The following is a 15,641-nucleotide window of genomic DNA, read 5'->3' as shown; positions in this document are numbered from 1 at the left end:
GCAAAGGGCCCGTCCGTGACGTGTGGTCATGGGCGGGCCCTTGATCCGTCCGGTCAGGTGCCCCGGGCGGAGAGTGCGGTTACTTCTTGAAGCCGTAGTCCATCAGCTTCTTGGCGTCCGCCGTGCGGTTGGCGACCGACGAGGACGTCAGGACGGTGCCGACGACGGTCTTGCCCCCACGGGTGGCGGCGAAGACGAGGCAGTACTTGGCCTGCGGACCGGAGCCGGTCTTGACGCCGATGGCGCCGGAGTAGCTGCTCAGCAGGTTGTTGGTGTTCTGCCACGACATGTAGCGGTAGCCACCGCTCTTGGTGGTGACCGTCTGCTTCGTCGCCTTGGTCTTCACGACCGTACGGAACGTGGAGTACTTCAGCGCGCTGCTGGCGATCTTGGACAGGTCGCGGGGCGACGAGTAGTTCGAGCCGTTGCTGATGCCGTCGAACGAGTCGAAGTGCGTGTTCTTCAGGCCCAGGCTCTTGGCCGTGGCGTTCATCTTGCCGATGAACGACTTCACCCGGGCGGCCCGGGTGGAGCCGCTGCCGAACTTGTCGGCGAGGGCGTACGCCGCGTCGCAGCCGGACGGCAGCAGCAGACCGTACAGCAGCTGGCGGACGGTGACCTTGTCACCGACGATCAGGTGAGCCGAGGAAGCGCCGTTGCGGACGATGTAGTCGCTGTACGCCTTCTGGATCGTGACCTTGGAGTTGAGGTTCAGGCCCTTCTGGCCCAGCACCACCCGAGCGGTCATGATCTTGGTGGTGGAACCGGTGGAGCGACGGGTGTCGGCGGCCTTGGTGTAGAGCGCCTTGCCCGTGCCGTTGTTCATCACGAAGCCGCCCTTGGCGACGATCGACGGCGCCTTGGGGACGGCCGCCTGCGCCGGTGCGGCGAACACACCGGCGGACAGGACGGCACCGGCGGTGACGACTGCCGCACCGGACCGCCGCATACCTTTGATACCAATTTTCAAGATTTATACTCCAAATACCCTTGCAGTGCGGCCGCATGGGAGGACCGCTCACTCCGAGGACACGCGATACGACTGTATGGATGCACGCCCTGACGCATTCTTTACCATGCGTGAATTCCTGGGGTGCACGGGGGATGAACGCCCTTCCCCGCCCCGGGTACCGGGCGGGGGCGTGGAGTCCGTCATACGGGAAAGGTGACCACGGGCTTGAGACCGCGCCGTGGCGGGCGGCGCCGATCGCGCATCCGTACGGCGGAGCCGCCCCTTCGTACACACCGCCGCCCGGACAGCTGACGACCCGTCAGTGAGCCGTGTCGCGGGCCGACGGCCGGGCGGCGCGCCCCTCCCGTACGGGCGCGGCGGACGGCGGCCGCAGCACCCCGGCCGCGCAGACCGCGACCACACAGAACGCCACCGGCAGGAAGAAGGTGAGGTTCAGCGGCATGACACGGGTGAGCGGGCCGATGACGGCGGGCCCGGCGAGCATGCCGAGGTAGCCGAGACCGGCGACGCGGGAGACGTTGGCCCCGGCGGCGTCCCGGTCGGCGTGCCCGGCGGCGCTGAACAACTGCGGTACGCAGCCGGAGAGTCCGATGCCGAACACCGCCCAGCCGATCAGCGCCAGCGGCACCCAGGGGGAGAGCGCCGCCGCCGTCAGCCCGGTGGCCGCCACCGCCGCGCCGTACCGCAGGACGTCGACCGGGCCGTGCCGGGCCGCCACCCGGTCGGTGAGGAGGCGGCCCGCGGTCATCGCGGTGGAGAAGCAGCCGTACGCGAGCGCGGCGGTCGCGGCGGGGGCGTCGAGGGCGTCCCGCAGATGCAGCACGCTCCAGTCGTTGGCGACGCCCTCGCAGAGCATCAGCAGCAGCGCGAGTCCGGCGAGCGCGCGGACCCGGGTGGAGGTGCGCCGCCCGCGCCGGGGAGCGGGCTCCGGGCCGGTGGCGGGTCGGCCGTCGGCGGGGCGACCGGCCGCGTCCGGGCCCGCCTCGGGCTCCGGCTCCGGCTCCCGGCGGAGCAGCGCGGGTGCCGCGCAGGCGGTGACGGCCAGCCCCAGGAGTCCGGCGGCGGCGAGCGTCGCGACGGGCGGCCAGCCCCGGCCGAGCGCGGGGGCACCGGCCAGCGCCGCGAGGACGCCGCCGAGCGAGAAGGTGGCATGGAAGGCGGACATGACGGGCCGCCGGTAGGCGCGTTCGACCTGCACGGCGTGGACGTTCATCCCGACGTCCAGCGCGCCGTTGCCGAAGCCGAGGACGAGGAGCGCCGCGCCCAGCGTCCAGCCGTCGGTGGCCAGACCGGGCAGCACCAGCGCCGTCGCGCAGAGCGCCGCGCCGGACGGGACGACCCGGCGGGCGCCGAACCGGTCGGCGAGCGGGCCGACGAGCCGCATCCCGGCGAAGGCGCCCGCGCCCAGGAGCAGCAGCAGACGGCCGAGGACGGCGTGGTCGACGCCGGTGCGGTGCTCGACCACGGGGAGGTGGACGATCCACATGCCCATGAGGAAGCCGTTCAGGGCGAAGAAGGCGAAGGTGGCCAGGCGGGCGGCGCGCGGCGGAGGTGCGGCGGCAGGGAATGGTCGGTCGTCGGCGGGGCGCGGTCGGTCGTCCATGCCGAGAACGTACCGCACAAGCATCCCGTTCGTAAGATTGCCTTTCGCACATTGCGGATGTTCAATTGCGGGGTGGGAAACACCGAACGGCATCAGCGGATCATCGACGCGCTGCGCGAGGCGGGGCGGCTCGGCGTCGCCGAACTCGCCGCGCTCACCGGCGCGTCCGAGATGACCATCCGCCGCGACCTGGAACTCCTCGCCACCGACGGCGTCCTGGAGCGCTACCGCGGCGGCGCCCGCAGCCTGCTGCTCCGCGGTGAGGAGCCGCCCTTCGCGCTGCGGGCCCGGGAGGGGCAGGAGGCCAAGCGGCGGATCGGCGCCGAGGTCGCCGGGCTGCTGGCCGACGGCGAGTCCGTCGTCCTGGACGCCGGGACGACCTGTCTGGAGGTGGCCCGCGCACTGGAGTCGCGGCGGCTGACGGTGATGCCGCTCTCCCTGCACGCCGCGAATGCGCTGGCCGCCGCACCCCGGCTGACGCTGCTGCTGCCCGGCGGGCGGCCGCGCCCCGGCGAACTGTCGCTGACCGGCCCGCTCACCCTCGCCTCGCTGGCCGCCGTCCGCTTCGACACCGCCGTCCTCGGCTGCTGCGGGCTGACCGCCGCCGACGGTCTGACCGCGTACGACCTGGACGACGCGGCCGTCAAACGCGCGGCGCTCGCCGCCGCCCGCCGCGTCATCGCCGTCGCCCCGGCGCCGAAGCTCTCCCGTACCGCCCTCGCGACCGTGGCCCCCGCCGACGCGCTGCACACCGTCGTCACCGATGCCCGCGCGCCACGGGAGGAGACCGAGGCGCTGGACGGGGCGGGGGTGCGCGTGCTGCGCGTCTGACCCCCGTACGGCGCCGCCGGGCCACATTTCCGCGCCGTGTGCGCGCGAGCCACCGCCTCTGTCCGGCCCGCGGCCCGCATGCCATGCTGAGGCATCCGCAGGTCAGGGCAGAGGTGGGGAGAGTTCATCAGCGTGAGCGCAGGTATACGGCGGGGCGCAACCGGCGTCTGGGACCGATTCGCGGCATCCGACCCCGGGTTGCTGCGGCTGATGGCGGGGCTGCGCACGGTCGCGGCCATCGCGCTGACCCTCGTGGTGCTCACGGCGCTCGGCACCGACATGACGCACACCATCGCGGGGGCGATGACGGCGATGGTCGCCACCTTCGCCATCAAGGAGAAGCAGGTCCGCGATCAGGCGGTGACGCTGGCGCTGGGCCTGCCCGTGGCGCTGGCGGCGGTGGCGCTCAGCACACTCCTCAACTCCCGCATCGTTGCAGGTGACGCGTTCTTCATCCTGCTGATCTTCGGCGCGGTCTACTGCCGCCGCTTCGGCGACCGCGGCACCGCGCTGGGGCTCATCGGCTTCCAGATCTACTTCGTCTCGCTCTTCGTCGGCTCGTCCGTGGACGGGCTGCCGATGCTCTGCCTGACGCTGGTCCTCGCCTTCGCGTGCAGCGCCGTCGTCCGGTTCGCCGTCGTACCGGAGACACCGCAGCGCATCCTGCGGCGGCTGCGCGACGCGTTCCGGGCGCGATTGGCGCAGCTGGTGGCCAGTCAGCTGGAGCTGCTGGACGCCGGGCCCGAGGAGCTGGACGGCGTCGTCGCCGATCTGCGCGAGCGCACCGCCCGGCTGCACGAGGCCGCCCTGATGATCCAGGACCGGCTGGAGGAGGGCACCCGGGACACCGCCACCGCGGCGCTGCTGGAGCGGCGCATCGCGGACGCCGAGATCGCCACCGAGCGGCTGGGCGTTCTGTTGCTCAACGCCCGCAGCGCGGAGCGCGCCAACACCCTGACGCTGCATCTGCCGGACGCGACGGTGGCGACGTCGGGGCCCAACCTCATCGCCGCGGACGACAAGGTCACCGCCACTCTCCGCCGCGACCTCAACGCCCTGCACCACCTCGTCGCCCACCCCACATCCGCCGACCGCGGCACCGCCGTCGCCCACGTCCGCAACCGTCTGCTGGGCTACCGCGACGAGGAGAGGCTGCCGCGCGCCTCGACCGCCGTCCAGGACGTCTTCCGCGGTCTCGGTGAGGTCGCCCGCGCGGTGCTGGGTCTGCGTCTGGCGCTCGACGGGCCGCAGGACGAGTCCAACGACTCCCCGGCGACGACGCGTTCCCGTGAGGAGTTCGACGCGGAGGACGTGGCGCTCGCCGCCGAGGAGGAGCCGGAGGAGGACCGGACGGGACTTCAGCGGCCCACCACCCGCGCCGCGTGCCAGGTGGCGGTCGGCTCGGTCCTGGCCATGGTCGGCGGTGAGTTCCTCTCCACCCAGCGCTGGTACTGGGCGGTGCTGACCTGCTGGGTGGTCTTCCTCAACACCGCGTCCACCGGCGAGATCCTGGTGAAGGGCTACCGCCGGGTGGTCGGCACGGTCGTCGGCGTGGTCGCCGGTGTGGCGCTGGCCGGTCTGGTCGGCGACCGCACCTGGATCGCGTTCGCGCTCGTGCTGCTCTTCATCTTCGCGATGTTCTTCACCGCTCCCCTGTCGTACGCGCTGATGTCGTTCTTCGTCACGGCGATGCTGGGGATGCTCTACACGCTGCTGCACACCTACAGCCTCGACGTCCTGGTGCTGCGCATCGAGGAGACGGCGCTGGGGGCGGTCTGCGGCATCATCGCCGCGATGGTGGTGCTGCCGGTGCGCACCGACCGCCGCACCGACGAACTGCTGGGCACCGTCCTGGACCGGCTCGGCGACGTGGTGTCGGCGGCGGTGGAACAGCTCTGCGGCGGGCCCGCATCGGACCTGCTGGGCCGGGCGCGGGACCTGGACACCGCGCTGGACGACCTGCGGGCGTCCACCAAACCGCTGACGCATCCGATCACCCCGCTGCGCGGGCGGCGCCGTACCGCGCGCTATCTGGTGGCGCTGCTGGAGACCTCCGCGTTCCACGCCCGGTCGCTGGCGGCCACCGCCGAGCTGGTGCCGGACAGCCGGAACGTCGCCGCCGACCCGCGGCTGGGCCGGGCCGGGCAGCGGATCGCCCGCAACATCGAGGTGGTCGCCGCCCATGTCCGTGACGAGCCGACCGACGCGAAGGTCGGCGCCGGTGCCAGCATCGCCGCGATCCTGAAGGAGGAGGGCAGCCGCACCCCGCCGACCGGTTCGGTGGCCTCCCGCGTGCTGCGCCATCTCCAGCGCGTCGACGAGGGCGTGGTGGGCCTCGCCCGGCCCCTGGGCGTACCGGTCGATGACGGGACGGAGCCGCAGACGACGGGCGCGCGGGACTGAGGAGGCGTACGGGACGGGCCCGGTCGGAGTGGTGCCGCTCCGACCGGGCCCGTCCTGCCGTATACCGGTTCCGCCCCGGGCGCTCCCGTGCGGCTACGGCCGGCGCCGGGGCGCCCCGCGGCGGGTGCTCTTCGCGCCGCCGGAGCGTGCGGTGCGGCCCTTGGCGGCACCGCGGCCCTGGCCCGTGGTGCCGCTCTTGCGGGCGGAGCCGTCCTGCCCCTTCCGCGTACCAGCCGTACGGTCCTCGGCGGTCCGGGCGGCGGGGCGGCCGCGGGTGCTGTTGACGGTGCGACCGCGGACGATGCCGATGAGGTCCTCGACCAGCTCGGCCGGGTCCTCCTTGGGCCAGGACAGTGCGACGCGGGAGACCGGGGCATCGGTGAGCGGCCGGTAGGTGAGGTCGCGGCGGTGGTGGAGGCGGGCGAGGGACTGCGGGACGGCGAGCAGGCCGATACCGGCGGCGACCAGTTCGACGGCGTCCGCGGTGGTCTCCGGGCGTGTGAAGGCCGCCTCGCCGGGCGGCCTCTCCCAGCCGAGGGTGTCGTCGAGGGGGTGCAGCACGGTCTCGTCCGCCAGATCGGCCGTGGTGACCTCCTCGGCCGCGGTGAGCAGATGGTCCTTGGGGACCACGACGACGGTCGTCTCGCTGTAGAGCGGGATGGCGTGGAGGTCGTCGTCGACGGGCAGCCGGACGAAGCCCGCCTCCGCGTCGCGGGCGCGCAGCGCCGCGGGGGCGTCGGCGGCGGGCACCGGTACGAGGGTGAGGGGGACGTCCGGCAGCCGCTCCTGCCAGATCCGCACCCATTTACCGGGGATCACACCGGGGACGTACACGAGGCGGAACGACGGGGATACTTCCGAGCCTGTCACGCCGCAAGGGTATCCGGTCGTGGTCGGCGGCCGCCCCGGCGCTCGATACCCTTGACCTCATGAAGTCCCAGCAGACCACCCAGACCATGAAGCCCGCGACGGCGGCCAAGAAGCTGGGCGTGTACCTCGAGGCCACGCCCGCCGCGTTCCAGGAGGGCGTCGTCTCCCGCGCGGAGCTGAACGCGCTGCAGGCCGAGCCGCCGCAGTGGCTGGCGGACCTGCGCCGCAACGGCCCGCACCCGCGTCCGGTGGTGGCGGCGAAGCTCGGCGTCTCCATCGCGGGCCTCGCCCGGGGCGGCGTCACCGAGCCGCTGACCACCGAGCAGATCGACGCGCTGAAGCAGGAGCAGCCGGAGTGGCTGGTGCGCGAGCGCGCCACCCAGGCCGAGGTGCGCAAGGAAACCGTGCGCGTCAAGGAGAAGCAGGCGGCGGAGCAGGCGAAGAAGGAAGCCAAGGACGCGCAGTCCTGAGCCCCCGCCGCGTCGCCGGGCCCCGCCGCCCGGCGACGCGTCCGCTCAGGCGGGCCGCGGCCAGCGGATGCGGGTGGCGCACACCGCGACCACCAGCGCCGAGGCGGCGACGGCGGACATCCCCCAGACCAGCCCTGCGGCGCCCGCCAGGAAGCCGATGAGCGGCGGGCCGGCGAGCAGCCCGGTGGTGCCCATGGCGGCGACGAGCGTGAGGGCGTCCGAGCCCTGCCGCGCCGCGGCGACGTAGACGCACGGGGTGACCGCGGCGACGCCCAGCCCGACGCAGGCGAAGCCGAGCAGTGCCGGGGCGACGCCGCCGCTCAGCAGCGCCAGGGCGAGCCCGGCGCCCGCGAGGGTGGCGCCGACGCGTACGACGCGGCCGTCCCCGAAGCGGCTGCGCCAGCCGTCGGCGAAGAGCCGCGCCACCACCATCATTCCGGAGACGACGGCGATGCCGAGCGGCGCGATCTCCGCGGCGGCGTGCGTCACGTCCGTCAGGTACAGCGCGGACCAGTCGTTCATGGCGCCCTCGGTGAGGGTGCCGAACACCATCGCGCAGCACATCCACGGCGTCACGGCCGTCGGCAGGCGCCAGCCGCCGCGGGGCCGCTGCGCCTTCTCCTTCTCGTCGGCCGCCGGGGGCGGCTCCTCCCGCAGCAGCCGCGGCGCCGCGAAGGCGACCAGAGCGACCAGCAGTGCCGCGGCGACGGTGAAGTGCGTGGCCACGGACGGGGTGATCGCGTGGGTGGCGGAGGCCAGCAGCGCCGCGCAGAGGGAGCCGCCGCTGAAGACCGCGTGCAGCCGGGCCATGGCGGTGCGTTCGTGCGCGGCTTCCAGGGCGGCACCCTGGGCGTTCATCGCGACGTTCAGGCAGCCCACCAGGACCCCGTCGACGCACATGACCGCCAGGGCGACCGGGTAGTTCGGCGCGGCGGCCAGCGCGAGGAGCGCCGCCGCCAGGCCGAGGGCCGCCAGCGGTGCGAGACGGTACGAGCCCAGGCGCCGCATCAACGCCGCGACCAGCGGGAACGACGCCGCGGCGCCCACTCCGGCGGCCATCAGCAGCAGCCCGACCTCGGCGGCGTTCAGCCCGAGGTCGTGCTTCAGCTGCGGCAGCCGCGCGGTCCAGGTGGCGTACTGGAAGCCGAGGCAGCAGAAGAGCGCGGCGATGGCGCACAGGGCGCGGCGGAACGGGTCGTCGAGTCGGAACACGCGATCAGCTCACTTCGTGGGGCGCGGCGGGGCGGTGGCGTACGGGGCGCCGCGGTCCGGTGGCGCGTCCGGCGCGCGGGGGCAGGGGGCGGAGCATGGGGACGGCGTCCGGCCCGTAGTCGGGGCCGGGGGCCGCGGCCCGGCGGTCGGGGGCGAAGCCGCGGGCCGTCCAGAAGGGGTGGCTTCCGCCGACGGCGATCAGCGAGATCTGTTCGTAGCCGTGCGCGGTGGCGGTGGCCGTCAGGCGGTGCAGCAGCAGCCGGGCCAGGCCACGGCGGCGCTGCGGCGGGGCGATGGCGAGGTCGTGGAGGTGGAGGTTGCGGGAGACGTAGGGGCGTTGCTCGGCGCGGGTGAGCCGCGGGTGGGCGTGGGGTGTGTAGGGCAGGGCCAGCAGATAGCCCGCGAGCCGGTCGCCGCTCTCGGCGACGAAACAGGTCGCCGGGGAGACGCGGGCCCGGGACTGGAGGGCGGCGCGGTCCTCGGAGAGGCCGAGGGGGGCGTAGGTGGCCGCCTCCAGGGCGGTGAGGGCGTCCCAGTCGCCGTCGGCGAGCTGCCGTATCCGCAGGTCAGGACTCATCTGCCGGATGCCTTTCGGGATGCGGTGGCGCCGTCGTCGGTGACGCAGCTGTACGGGAGCGGGGCGAAGCCGTTGAACTCGCGGGTCATGTAGCTGAGGGCGTAGGCGCCGCTGGAGAGGATCCAGACGGGGTCGCCGGAGGCGGCGTCCGTGGGGACGGGGACGAGGTGGTCGGGCGAGAACGCGTCGTCGCTGTCGCAGGTCGGCCCGGCGACGACGGCGGGCACGGTGCGGCTGCCCGGCCGGGTGGGGAAGACCAGGCGGTACTGCACGGCGTCCATCTCGTAGAGGCCGTTGAACTTGCCGCAGCTGAGATAGAGCCAGGGGCGGGGCGTGCCGTCGGGGGCGCGGCGGACGGCGAGGCGGCTGACGTGGGCGCGGATGGCGCCGTGGTCGGCGACGAGGTGGCGGCCCGGTTCGATACGGAAGTCCAGCGGGTGACCGGCATCGTCGGCGAGGCGCCGCATGCTCTCGCGGAGGACCGCGAAGATCTTGTCGAGCGGCGGGTCGAGGTCCCTGCCGTGCCGGTCGCGGTAGCCGAGGGCGGGCAGTCCGCCGCCGAGGTTGAGGTGGTCGAGGGTGATACCGCGCCGTCGCAGGGCGGCGAGGACGGTGCCGAGGCGGTCGAGGGCGGTGCGCCAGGCGTCGGCGGTCATCTGCTGCGAGCCGACGTGGACGGAGAGTCCGGCGGGGGTCAGTCCGGTGTGCCGGGCGGATTCCAGGATGTGGACGGCGTCGTCGGCGGAGCAGCCGTTCTTGCCGGTGAGGCCCCAGAGGGCGCCGTCGCCGTCGGTGGCCAGGCGGCAGAAGACGCGGGCGCCGGGGGCGTGCGCGGCGAGGGCCGCGACGTCCTCGGTGCTGTCGGTGGCGTAGTCGGTGATGCCCAGCCGGTGGGCGTGGGCGATGTCCCGGTCGGATTTGACGGTGTTGCCGTAGTGGATACGGGCGGGCGGGACACCGGCGGCGAGGGCCTGGGTGATCTCGCGGGGGCTCGCCGCGTCGACGCCCGCGCCGCGCCGGGCGAGCCGGGTGAGGACCTCGTCGGCGGGGCACGCCTTCATGGCGAACCGGACGTGGATGCCCGGGAGTTCGCGCTCCAGCGCGTCGTAGCTCTCCTCGATGCCGGTGAGGTCGAGGAGGAGGCGGTCGTCGTCGGTGGCGGCGAGGGCGGTACACAGCCGGGTGCCGGGGCGGCTCATCGGCGCCCTCGGTCCGGGCGGCGGGCGGCGGGGTGCACGGCGGTCGCCGCGCTCGCCGTGATGAGGCGCTGCCATGCCTCGGTGAGCAGGGCGAAGTCCTCGATGTCGCGCCGGGCTTCGTCGAGCAAGCGGGCGCGCTGTGTGGCGAGGCGGTCGGCGAAGGCCGCGTACCGGCCGCCGAGGCGGCGGTAGGAGCGGTCGAGGACGGTGAGCCGTCGCAGGTTCTCCGCCGGGTCGAGGTGGGCGCTCTCCCGGGCGAAGAGGGCGATGTCGGCGGCGCGTACCCGGTCGTCGCCGTCGAGCAGGGCGGGTCCGGCGTGGGCCATCCGGTCGTAGAGGTGGTGGAGGTGGAGCATGGAGAGGAGGAATTTCACGAACCGGGTCTGATAGGCCAGGAATCCGGCGTCGGTGCGGCGTTCCCCGGTGTAGTAGTTGACGATATGGCGGTTGTGCAGCACGCCGGGGAGGGTGGCGCTGCGGGCGAGGTGGAAGAGGAAATAGTCGCTGCCGATGGTGTCGGTGGCCGGGGGCAGCGGGACGTCTTCCTGAATGCGGTGGAATCCGATGTTGCACATGTCGACGTGCATGGGGTCGACGAGGGTAAGTGTCGAATGGTCGCCGGTGAAGGGATCGGTTCCGGCGCCGAGGAAGGAGATGTCCGCCAGTTCCCTTTTCTCTTCCGCTGACCAGTTTTCGGGCGCCCACAGTCCGACGATGTCCCGGTAGATGTCCGGGGCGGCCGCGCGGATTTCCCCGATATCGACGGAGAGTTCGCCGACGAAGGAGGCGCCGGCCATGACCACGGGTTTGTCGGCGTGGTGGGCATCGAGGGAATTTTCGGTGACGGCGTCGGCGGCGTCGCGGGCACGCTTTCCGAGGGAGAGCAGTTCGTGGTGGATCGGGTAAACGGGTTCGCCGTGGTGGGTCCGGTAGCGGCTGTCGGAGTCGCGGCGGTGGACGGAGCGGCAGCCGAGGGCGGCGGCGAGGAGGAAGGCGCGGTTGGTGCAGGCGCCGTAGGAGAGCCGCTCCGGGAGCATCAGGTCGAGCATCAGCTCGGGTTTGGGCAGCCCGGCGCGGTCGATGACGCGGCGCAGGAAGTCGCGTTGGGCGGCTTCGTCGAGGTGGTGGACGGTGACGTGTTCCCCCGCGGCGGCGTGGGCCGCGCGGGCGTGGCGGGCGCGGTCCGGGGCGGCGGCGGAGTCGAGGATCAGCAGATCGACCTCGACGCCGAAGTGGTCGGCCGCGTAGGCGGCTTCCTCGCCGAGGGCGGTGAGGGTGGCGGTGCATTCCCGGTTGGTGGGAAGGGTCAGACAGATGCGGTCCATGCCCCGTCTCCGGTCGGCTGTGCGGTGGGGTTTCCGTGCCAGGATTCGAGGCCCAGCAGTCTGGCGCCGAGCGAAGTGAGCGTGGCCCGGCCGTAACGGAGGGATTCGTGCCGCACGGCGTCGCCGAGCAGCGTCGCGTTCCATTCCGGGGTACGCAGATGGCGCCAGGAGGCGATACGGGAGCGGCGCAATTCCTCGTGGGATTCGAGGGCGGGCATCATCGAGAGGTACTGCACCGCGCGGACGCCGTCGGCGGAGGCGTTCGGGGCGACGCCATGGGCGAGTGCGCCGTTCCAGATCAGCAGGTCACCGGCGCGTAATTCGGGGCGGACGACCGGGATTTCGGCGGGATCGATGCGGGGCCGGATCGGGTCGCGGCCCGGTGGCTGGAGGGCTTTCCAGCGGTCGAAGTCGCGGAAGAGTTCCGGGGCGCACTGGAATCCGCCGGTCGCGGGGTCGGTGTCGTTGAGGGCGATGATTCCCTGGACGCGCTGCGGCAGGACGCCGAGGGAGGTGTCGATGTCCCAGTGGAGTGTGATGTCGAATCCGCGGTCGGTGGTGGGGATCAGCGCGCGGTCGCGGTTTTTGACATTGGGCGGGTTGAGGTTGAGGCGGTCCAGCGTCACCCAGAGCTCTTCGCAGTCCCAGACGTCGACGAACGCGTCGTAGACCCGCTGCGCCTGTCGGCTGTCCCAGAGGAGCTGGTGGTGGTACGCCTCGACGAAGCCGTAGATGTGCAGTTCCCGGTCGAGGTCCGAGCGGTAGGGGCGGTCGCGGTACCAGGTGTCGGGGCGGGCGGGGTCGAGGCCCTGGAACTCCCACGCGAAGGCGAGGAGTTCGGCTGCCGATGCGGCGGGGATCGCCTCTTTGACGACGACGTAACCGTAGGTCTGCCAGTGGGCGAAGTCCGCTTCGGACAGGACCCGCAGCGGGCGGGTCCTGGCAAGGTCGCGCAGCGGGGTGCGGGCCAGGTAGGTGTCGGCGTCCGCGCTGAAGTAGGGGACGCCGGAGGGTGCTCGGTACAGGTGGTCGGGGGCCGGCATATGTGCACTCCAAGGCTCGAAGGTCCGGTGGCCGGGGCCGTTTCCCGGGTGCGCCGCGCCGGGCCCGGTGGGGCGGGCGGCGGGTGCGGGAGGTTCCGGACGGGCGCGTCGGTGGCGGTGGGGGGCCGCGCGGGGCGCGGCGGCACGGACGGCCGTCGGTCGGGAGGGATGCGCGTGCGGAAGGAGTCGGTGCGGGGTGGCGACGGGTGCGGCGGTGCGCTCGCCCGTCGCCGGAGGACGGTGGTGACGACAGGCCCTGGACGGGGCAAGTGCCGGGGCGGGGCGCCGCGCGGCGCTCCGTACCGGGAGGAGGGCGGCCCTCCCCGGCAGCGGCGGCGGGTGTGCCGCGCTACCCGGGGCGGGTCACAAACGCCCCTTGCTTCACTCGCGTCACACCAAAATGGACTAGACCACGACGCGTGTCAACAGTGGTCCGGTATTCGACGCAGCGTCAACCTCCAGGAGATTCACGGCTGTTGGGATACGGGAGCGAGAGCGCAGGAGGCGCGGTGGGGTACGCGGCGGGCAGCGGGTGGCGAGGCGGTGGCCGGCGGGTGCGGCAGGGGCACCCTTGACAGCGGCAATTGGTACAGGCCAATATCCATTGGCCTGTACCAATGAACACTGTGGCGATGTGTCGGCACTACCCGGAAGGCCGGTCGATGTCCTCCACCATGCACAGCAAGGAACTGCGGCGGCTCGCCCTCTCCGTCCTCCAGCCCGGATTCACCGGCACCGTGGCGCCCCCGTGGATCCTGCGCGCCATCAGCGAGGGGCTCTCCTCCGTGGTGCTGTTCACCCGGAACATCACCGGCGTGGAGCAGGTGGCGCAGCTCGCGGCTCAACTACGCGCGGAGAACCCCGAGTTGATCATCGCCATCGACGAGGAGGCCGGTGACGTCACCCGCCTGGAGGCGGCGACCGGCGCCACCCGGCCGGGCAACTTCGCGCTCGGCGCCGTCGACGACACCGAGCTGACCGAGGCCGTCGCCCGGGACCTCGGCCGTCAGCTGCACGCCGCCGGGGTGAGCCTGGACTACGCGCCCAGCGTCGACGTCAACTCCAACCCCGACAACCCCATCATCGGCGTCCGGTCGTTCGGCGTCGACGCCAAGGTCGTCTCCCGGCACGCCTCCTCCTGGGTCCGCGGGCTCCAGTCGGCCGGGGTCGCCGCGTGCGCCAAGCACTTCCCCGGCCACGGCGACGTCGCCATCGACTCCCACCACGGGCTGCCCAGTTACGACGCCACCGCCGACGAGATCGCGGCGCAGGCGCTGCCGCCGTTCCGCGCCGCCCTGGACGCGGGCGTCCGCGCGGTCATGAGCGGCCACCTCCTGGTCCCCGCCTACGACCGGGAGCTGCCCGCCACCCTCAGCCGCCGCATCCTGGTCGATCTGCTCCGCGGGGAGCTGGGCTTCGACGGGCTGATCGTCACCGACGCCATCGAGATGGGCGCGGTCACCGGGCTCTACGGGATCGACGGCGCCGCGGTGCGGGCCGTCGCCGCGGGCGCCGACGCGCTCTGCGTCGGCGGGGAGAACGCCGGTCAGGACACCGCGGAACTCCTGGTCGGCGCGCTGGTCGCCGCCGCCTCCGCGGGCACGCTGCCGCAGGAGCGGCTGGCCGAGGCGGCCGACCGGGTCGGCGAGTTCGCCCGCTGGTCGGCCGGGCTGCGCCGCTCGGTGCCCGCCGATCCGGTCCGCCGCGACATCGGCCTCGTCGCCGCGCGGCGCGCCCTGCGGGTCAGCGGCGCGGGCGACGGGGTGCTGCCGCTGGCCGCACCGGCGCATGTGGTGGAGCTGGTGCCGTCCACCAACCTCGCGGTCGGCAACGAGACGCCGTGGGGCGTCGGAGCGCCGCTGCGCGAGCGGCTGCCCGGCACCACGTCCGTGCGGATCCCCCGTCAGGAGGTGACCGGCCGCCCGGGCGTGCTGGAGGAGCAGGCGTTGGCCCCGGCCACGGGGCGGCCGCTGGTCGTGGTGGTGCGCGACGCCGCCCGGCACGGCTGGATGGCCGATGCGCTCGCCACACTCGTCGCGGCGCGGTCCGACGCGGTCGTGGTGGAGATGGGGCTGCCCGGGCCGGACGTGCCCGGGGCGGTCCGGCTCTTCACACACGGTGCGACGGCCGCCTCCGGCGTCGCCGCGGCGGAGGTCCTGGCCGGTCCCCGCTGACCCGGCGTCCGGCCGGAGCGCGGCCGGACCCGGGCTCCCGAACCGCGGGACGCGACCTGGCCGGGCGCGACTGGCGGGGGTACGGGGCGGCGGCACGTCCGCCGCCCCGTACCGCACGGCGGGTGCCCTCAACCGACCGGTGCGGACGTCGGCAGCGGTGTGCCCGCGCGGGGGACGACGACCGGTGCCCCGTCGCCCGGGGCCCGCAGGATGTCGGCGTCCAGCCCGTACACCTCCTTGACCAACGCCGCGTCGACGGTGTGGTGCGGGGCGCCCTGGGCGATGACGCGGCCGTCCTTCATGGCGACGACGGTGTCGGCGTAGCGGGCGGCGGCGGCCAGGTCGTGCAGGACCATCACGACGGTGCGGCCGGCGGCGGCCACCTCGCGGACCAGGGTGAGGACGTCGACGGCGTGGCCGAGGTCGAGGGCGCTGGTGGGTTCGTCGAGCAGGACGACCGGGGTGTGCTGGGCGAGGACCATCGCCAGCCAGCAGCGTTGGCGCTGGCCGCCGGAGAGCCGGTCGAGGCGTTCGGCGGCGAGTTCGGTGGTGCCGGTCGCGTCCAGCGCCTCGCGCACGGCCGCCTCGTCCTCCCGCGACCACTGGCGCAGCAGCCCCTGGTGGGGGTGGCGGCCGTAGCGGACGAGTCCGGCGACGGTGACCGCCTCGGGGGCGCGGGGCGACTGCGGGAGCAGGGCGATGCGGTGGGCGGCGCGGCGGCGGCCGAGCGCCCAGATGTCGGCGCCGTCGGCGTGCACGGTGCCGGAGTCCGGGGCGTGCAGCCGGGCGGCGGCGCGCAACAGGGTGGACTTCCCGCAGCCGTTGGGGCCCACGATCGCGGCGACCTGCCCGGCGGGCACGGCGAGGGAGACGTCCCGGACGACGGGACGGCCGGGATGTCCCACGTGCAGCTCGCGTATCTCCAGGCCGGGCGGACGGGTCGGCTGGTCGGTCATGGCAG

General features: G+C 73.6%; 13 protein-coding genes. 4 read left to right on the top strand and 9 right to left on the bottom strand.

Annotation, left to right across the window (positions count from 1 at the left end; all coding sequences use genetic code 11):
* Positions 1-79: 79 nt before the first annotated feature.
* Both OG422_RS27840 and OG422_RS27835 read right to left on the bottom strand, forming a co-directional pair.
* A complete protein-coding gene (locus OG422_RS27840; protein WP_143942676.1) occupies positions 80-949 on the bottom strand; it encodes a D-alanyl-D-alanine carboxypeptidase family protein in 870 nt (289 codons plus the stop codon).
* Positions 950-1,271: 322 nt separating this feature from the next.
* Positions 1,272-2,576, bottom strand: a complete 1,305-nt coding sequence (locus OG422_RS27835; protein ID WP_405746842.1) for an MFS transporter — start codon at positions 2,574-2,576, stop codon at positions 1,272-1,274.
* A 72-nt stretch (positions 2,577-2,648) separates the two neighbouring features.
* On the opposite strand from OG422_RS27835, the gene OG422_RS27830 reads away from it, so the two are divergent.
* Both OG422_RS27830 and OG422_RS27825 read left to right on the top strand, forming a co-directional pair.
* Entirely contained in the window at positions 2,649-3,407 is a 759-nt protein-coding gene (locus OG422_RS27830) for a DeoR/GlpR family DNA-binding transcription regulator (RefSeq protein ID WP_143942674.1), read from the top strand.
* A gap of 210 nt (positions 3,408-3,617) precedes the next feature.
* Positions 3,618-5,810, top strand: coding sequence for an FUSC family protein (locus OG422_RS27825; protein ID WP_405748023.1), 2,193 nt, complete (start codon positions 3,618-3,620; stop codon positions 5,808-5,810).
* Positions 5,811-5,903: 93 nt separating this feature from the next.
* Here OG422_RS27825 and OG422_RS27820 read toward each other — a convergent pair whose 3' ends face one another.
* Positions 5,904-6,680 carry a LysR family substrate-binding domain-containing protein gene (locus OG422_RS27820; protein ID WP_405746841.1) on the bottom strand — a complete coding sequence of 259 codons (777 nt, stop codon included), beginning with the start codon at positions 6,678-6,680 and terminating at the stop codon, positions 5,904-5,906.
* A 59-nt stretch (positions 6,681-6,739) separates the two neighbouring features.
* Here OG422_RS27820 and OG422_RS27815 point away from each other — a divergent pair, with 59 nt between their 5' ends.
* On the top strand, positions 6,740-7,150 hold the full coding sequence (locus OG422_RS27815) for a DUF5997 family protein (protein WP_143942672.1): 411 nt from the start codon (positions 6,740-6,742) through the stop codon (positions 7,148-7,150).
* A gap of 45 nt (positions 7,151-7,195) precedes the next feature.
* Here the strand turns inward: OG422_RS27815 and OG422_RS27810 are convergent, their stop codons facing one another.
* Genes OG422_RS27810 through OG422_RS27790 form a run of 5 tightly spaced genes read right to left on the bottom strand, consistent with a single transcriptional unit; the run spans position 7,196 to position 12,506 of the window.
* Positions 7,196-8,362, bottom strand: coding sequence for an MFS transporter (locus tag OG422_RS27810; RefSeq protein WP_405746838.1), 1,167 nt, complete (start codon positions 8,360-8,362; stop codon positions 7,196-7,198).
* Between the two features lie 4 nt (positions 8,363-8,366).
* A complete protein-coding gene (locus tag OG422_RS27805) occupies positions 8,367-8,939 on the bottom strand; it encodes a GNAT family N-acetyltransferase (protein WP_405746836.1) in 573 nt (190 codons plus the stop codon).
* Positions 8,936-10,138: a type III PLP-dependent enzyme gene (locus OG422_RS27800; RefSeq protein WP_405746834.1), complete on the bottom strand. Its 1,203-nt coding sequence runs from the start codon at positions 10,136-10,138 to the stop codon at positions 8,936-8,938. The genes OG422_RS27805 and OG422_RS27800 overlap by 4 nt, the downstream gene beginning before the upstream one ends.
* Positions 10,135-11,463, bottom strand: coding sequence for a DUF6271 family protein (locus OG422_RS27795; RefSeq protein WP_143944553.1), 1,329 nt, complete (start codon positions 11,461-11,463; stop codon positions 10,135-10,137). Before OG422_RS27795 ends, OG422_RS27800 begins: the two co-directional genes overlap by 4 nt.
* Complete coding sequence (locus OG422_RS27790) at positions 11,445-12,506, bottom strand: phytanoyl-CoA dioxygenase family protein (RefSeq protein WP_405746832.1); 1,062 nt, start codon at positions 12,504-12,506, stop codon at positions 11,445-11,447. Before OG422_RS27790 ends, OG422_RS27795 begins: the two co-directional genes overlap by 19 nt.
* 662 nt (positions 12,507-13,168) lie before the next feature.
* On the opposite strand from OG422_RS27790, the gene OG422_RS27785 reads away from it, so the two are divergent.
* The gene (locus tag OG422_RS27785) at positions 13,169-14,680 is read left to right on the top strand and encodes a glycoside hydrolase family 3 protein (RefSeq protein WP_143944296.1); all 1,512 of its coding nucleotides are present in this window, start codon (positions 13,169-13,171) and stop codon (positions 14,678-14,680) included.
* Between the two features lie 128 nt (positions 14,681-14,808).
* On the opposite strand, the gene OG422_RS27780 is transcribed toward OG422_RS27785, so the two are convergent.
* A complete protein-coding gene (locus OG422_RS27780; RefSeq protein WP_405746830.1) occupies positions 14,809-15,636 on the bottom strand; it encodes an ABC transporter ATP-binding protein in 828 nt (275 codons plus the stop codon).
* Positions 15,637-15,641 lie beyond the last annotated feature (5 nt).

It is taken from the genome of Streptomyces sp. NBC_01525, assembly GCF_045040405.1.
GTDB classification, from domain to species: Bacteria; Actinomycetota; Actinomycetes; order Streptomycetales; family Streptomycetaceae; genus Streptomyces; species Streptomyces benahoarensis.
The sequence above is the reverse complement of the archived record's forward strand: the minus strand, read 5'-3'. Positions and strand labels throughout refer to the sequence as shown.

Excerpts from the sequence above, each read along its gene's own strand:
- OG422_RS27790 (WP_405746832.1), bottom strand. The coding sequence starts at position 12,506 with ATGCCGGCCCCCGACCACCTGTACCGAGCACCCTCCGGCGTCCCCTAC.
- OG422_RS27825 (WP_405748023.1), top strand. The coding sequence starts at position 3,618 with ATGGCGGGGCTGCGCACGGTCGCGGCCATCGCGCTGACCCTCGTGGTG.
- OG422_RS27780 (WP_405746830.1), bottom strand. The coding sequence starts at position 15,636 with ATGACCGACCAGCCGACCCGTCCGCCCGGCCTGGAGATACGCGAGCTG.
- OG422_RS27785 (WP_143944296.1), top strand. The coding sequence starts at position 13,169 with ATGTCCTCCACCATGCACAGCAAGGAACTGCGGCGGCTCGCCCTCTCC.
- OG422_RS27840 (WP_143942676.1), bottom strand. The coding sequence starts at position 949 with ATGCGGCGGTCCGGTGCGGCAGTCGTCACCGCCGGTGCCGTCCTGTCC.
- OG422_RS27795 (WP_143944553.1), bottom strand. The coding sequence starts at position 11,463 with ATGGACCGCATCTGTCTGACCCTTCCCACCAACCGGGAATGCACCGCC.
- OG422_RS27815 (WP_143942672.1), top strand. The coding sequence starts at position 6,740 with ATGAAGTCCCAGCAGACCACCCAGACCATGAAGCCCGCGACGGCGGCC.
- OG422_RS27805 (WP_405746836.1), bottom strand. The coding sequence starts at position 8,939 with ATGAGTCCTGACCTGCGGATACGGCAGCTCGCCGACGGCGACTGGGAC.
- OG422_RS27800 (WP_405746834.1), bottom strand. The coding sequence starts at position 10,138 with ATGAGCCGCCCCGGCACCCGGCTGTGTACCGCCCTCGCCGCCACCGAC.
- OG422_RS27835 (WP_405746842.1), bottom strand. The coding sequence starts at position 2,576 with ATGGACGACCGACCGCGCCCCGCCGACGACCGACCATTCCCTGCCGCC.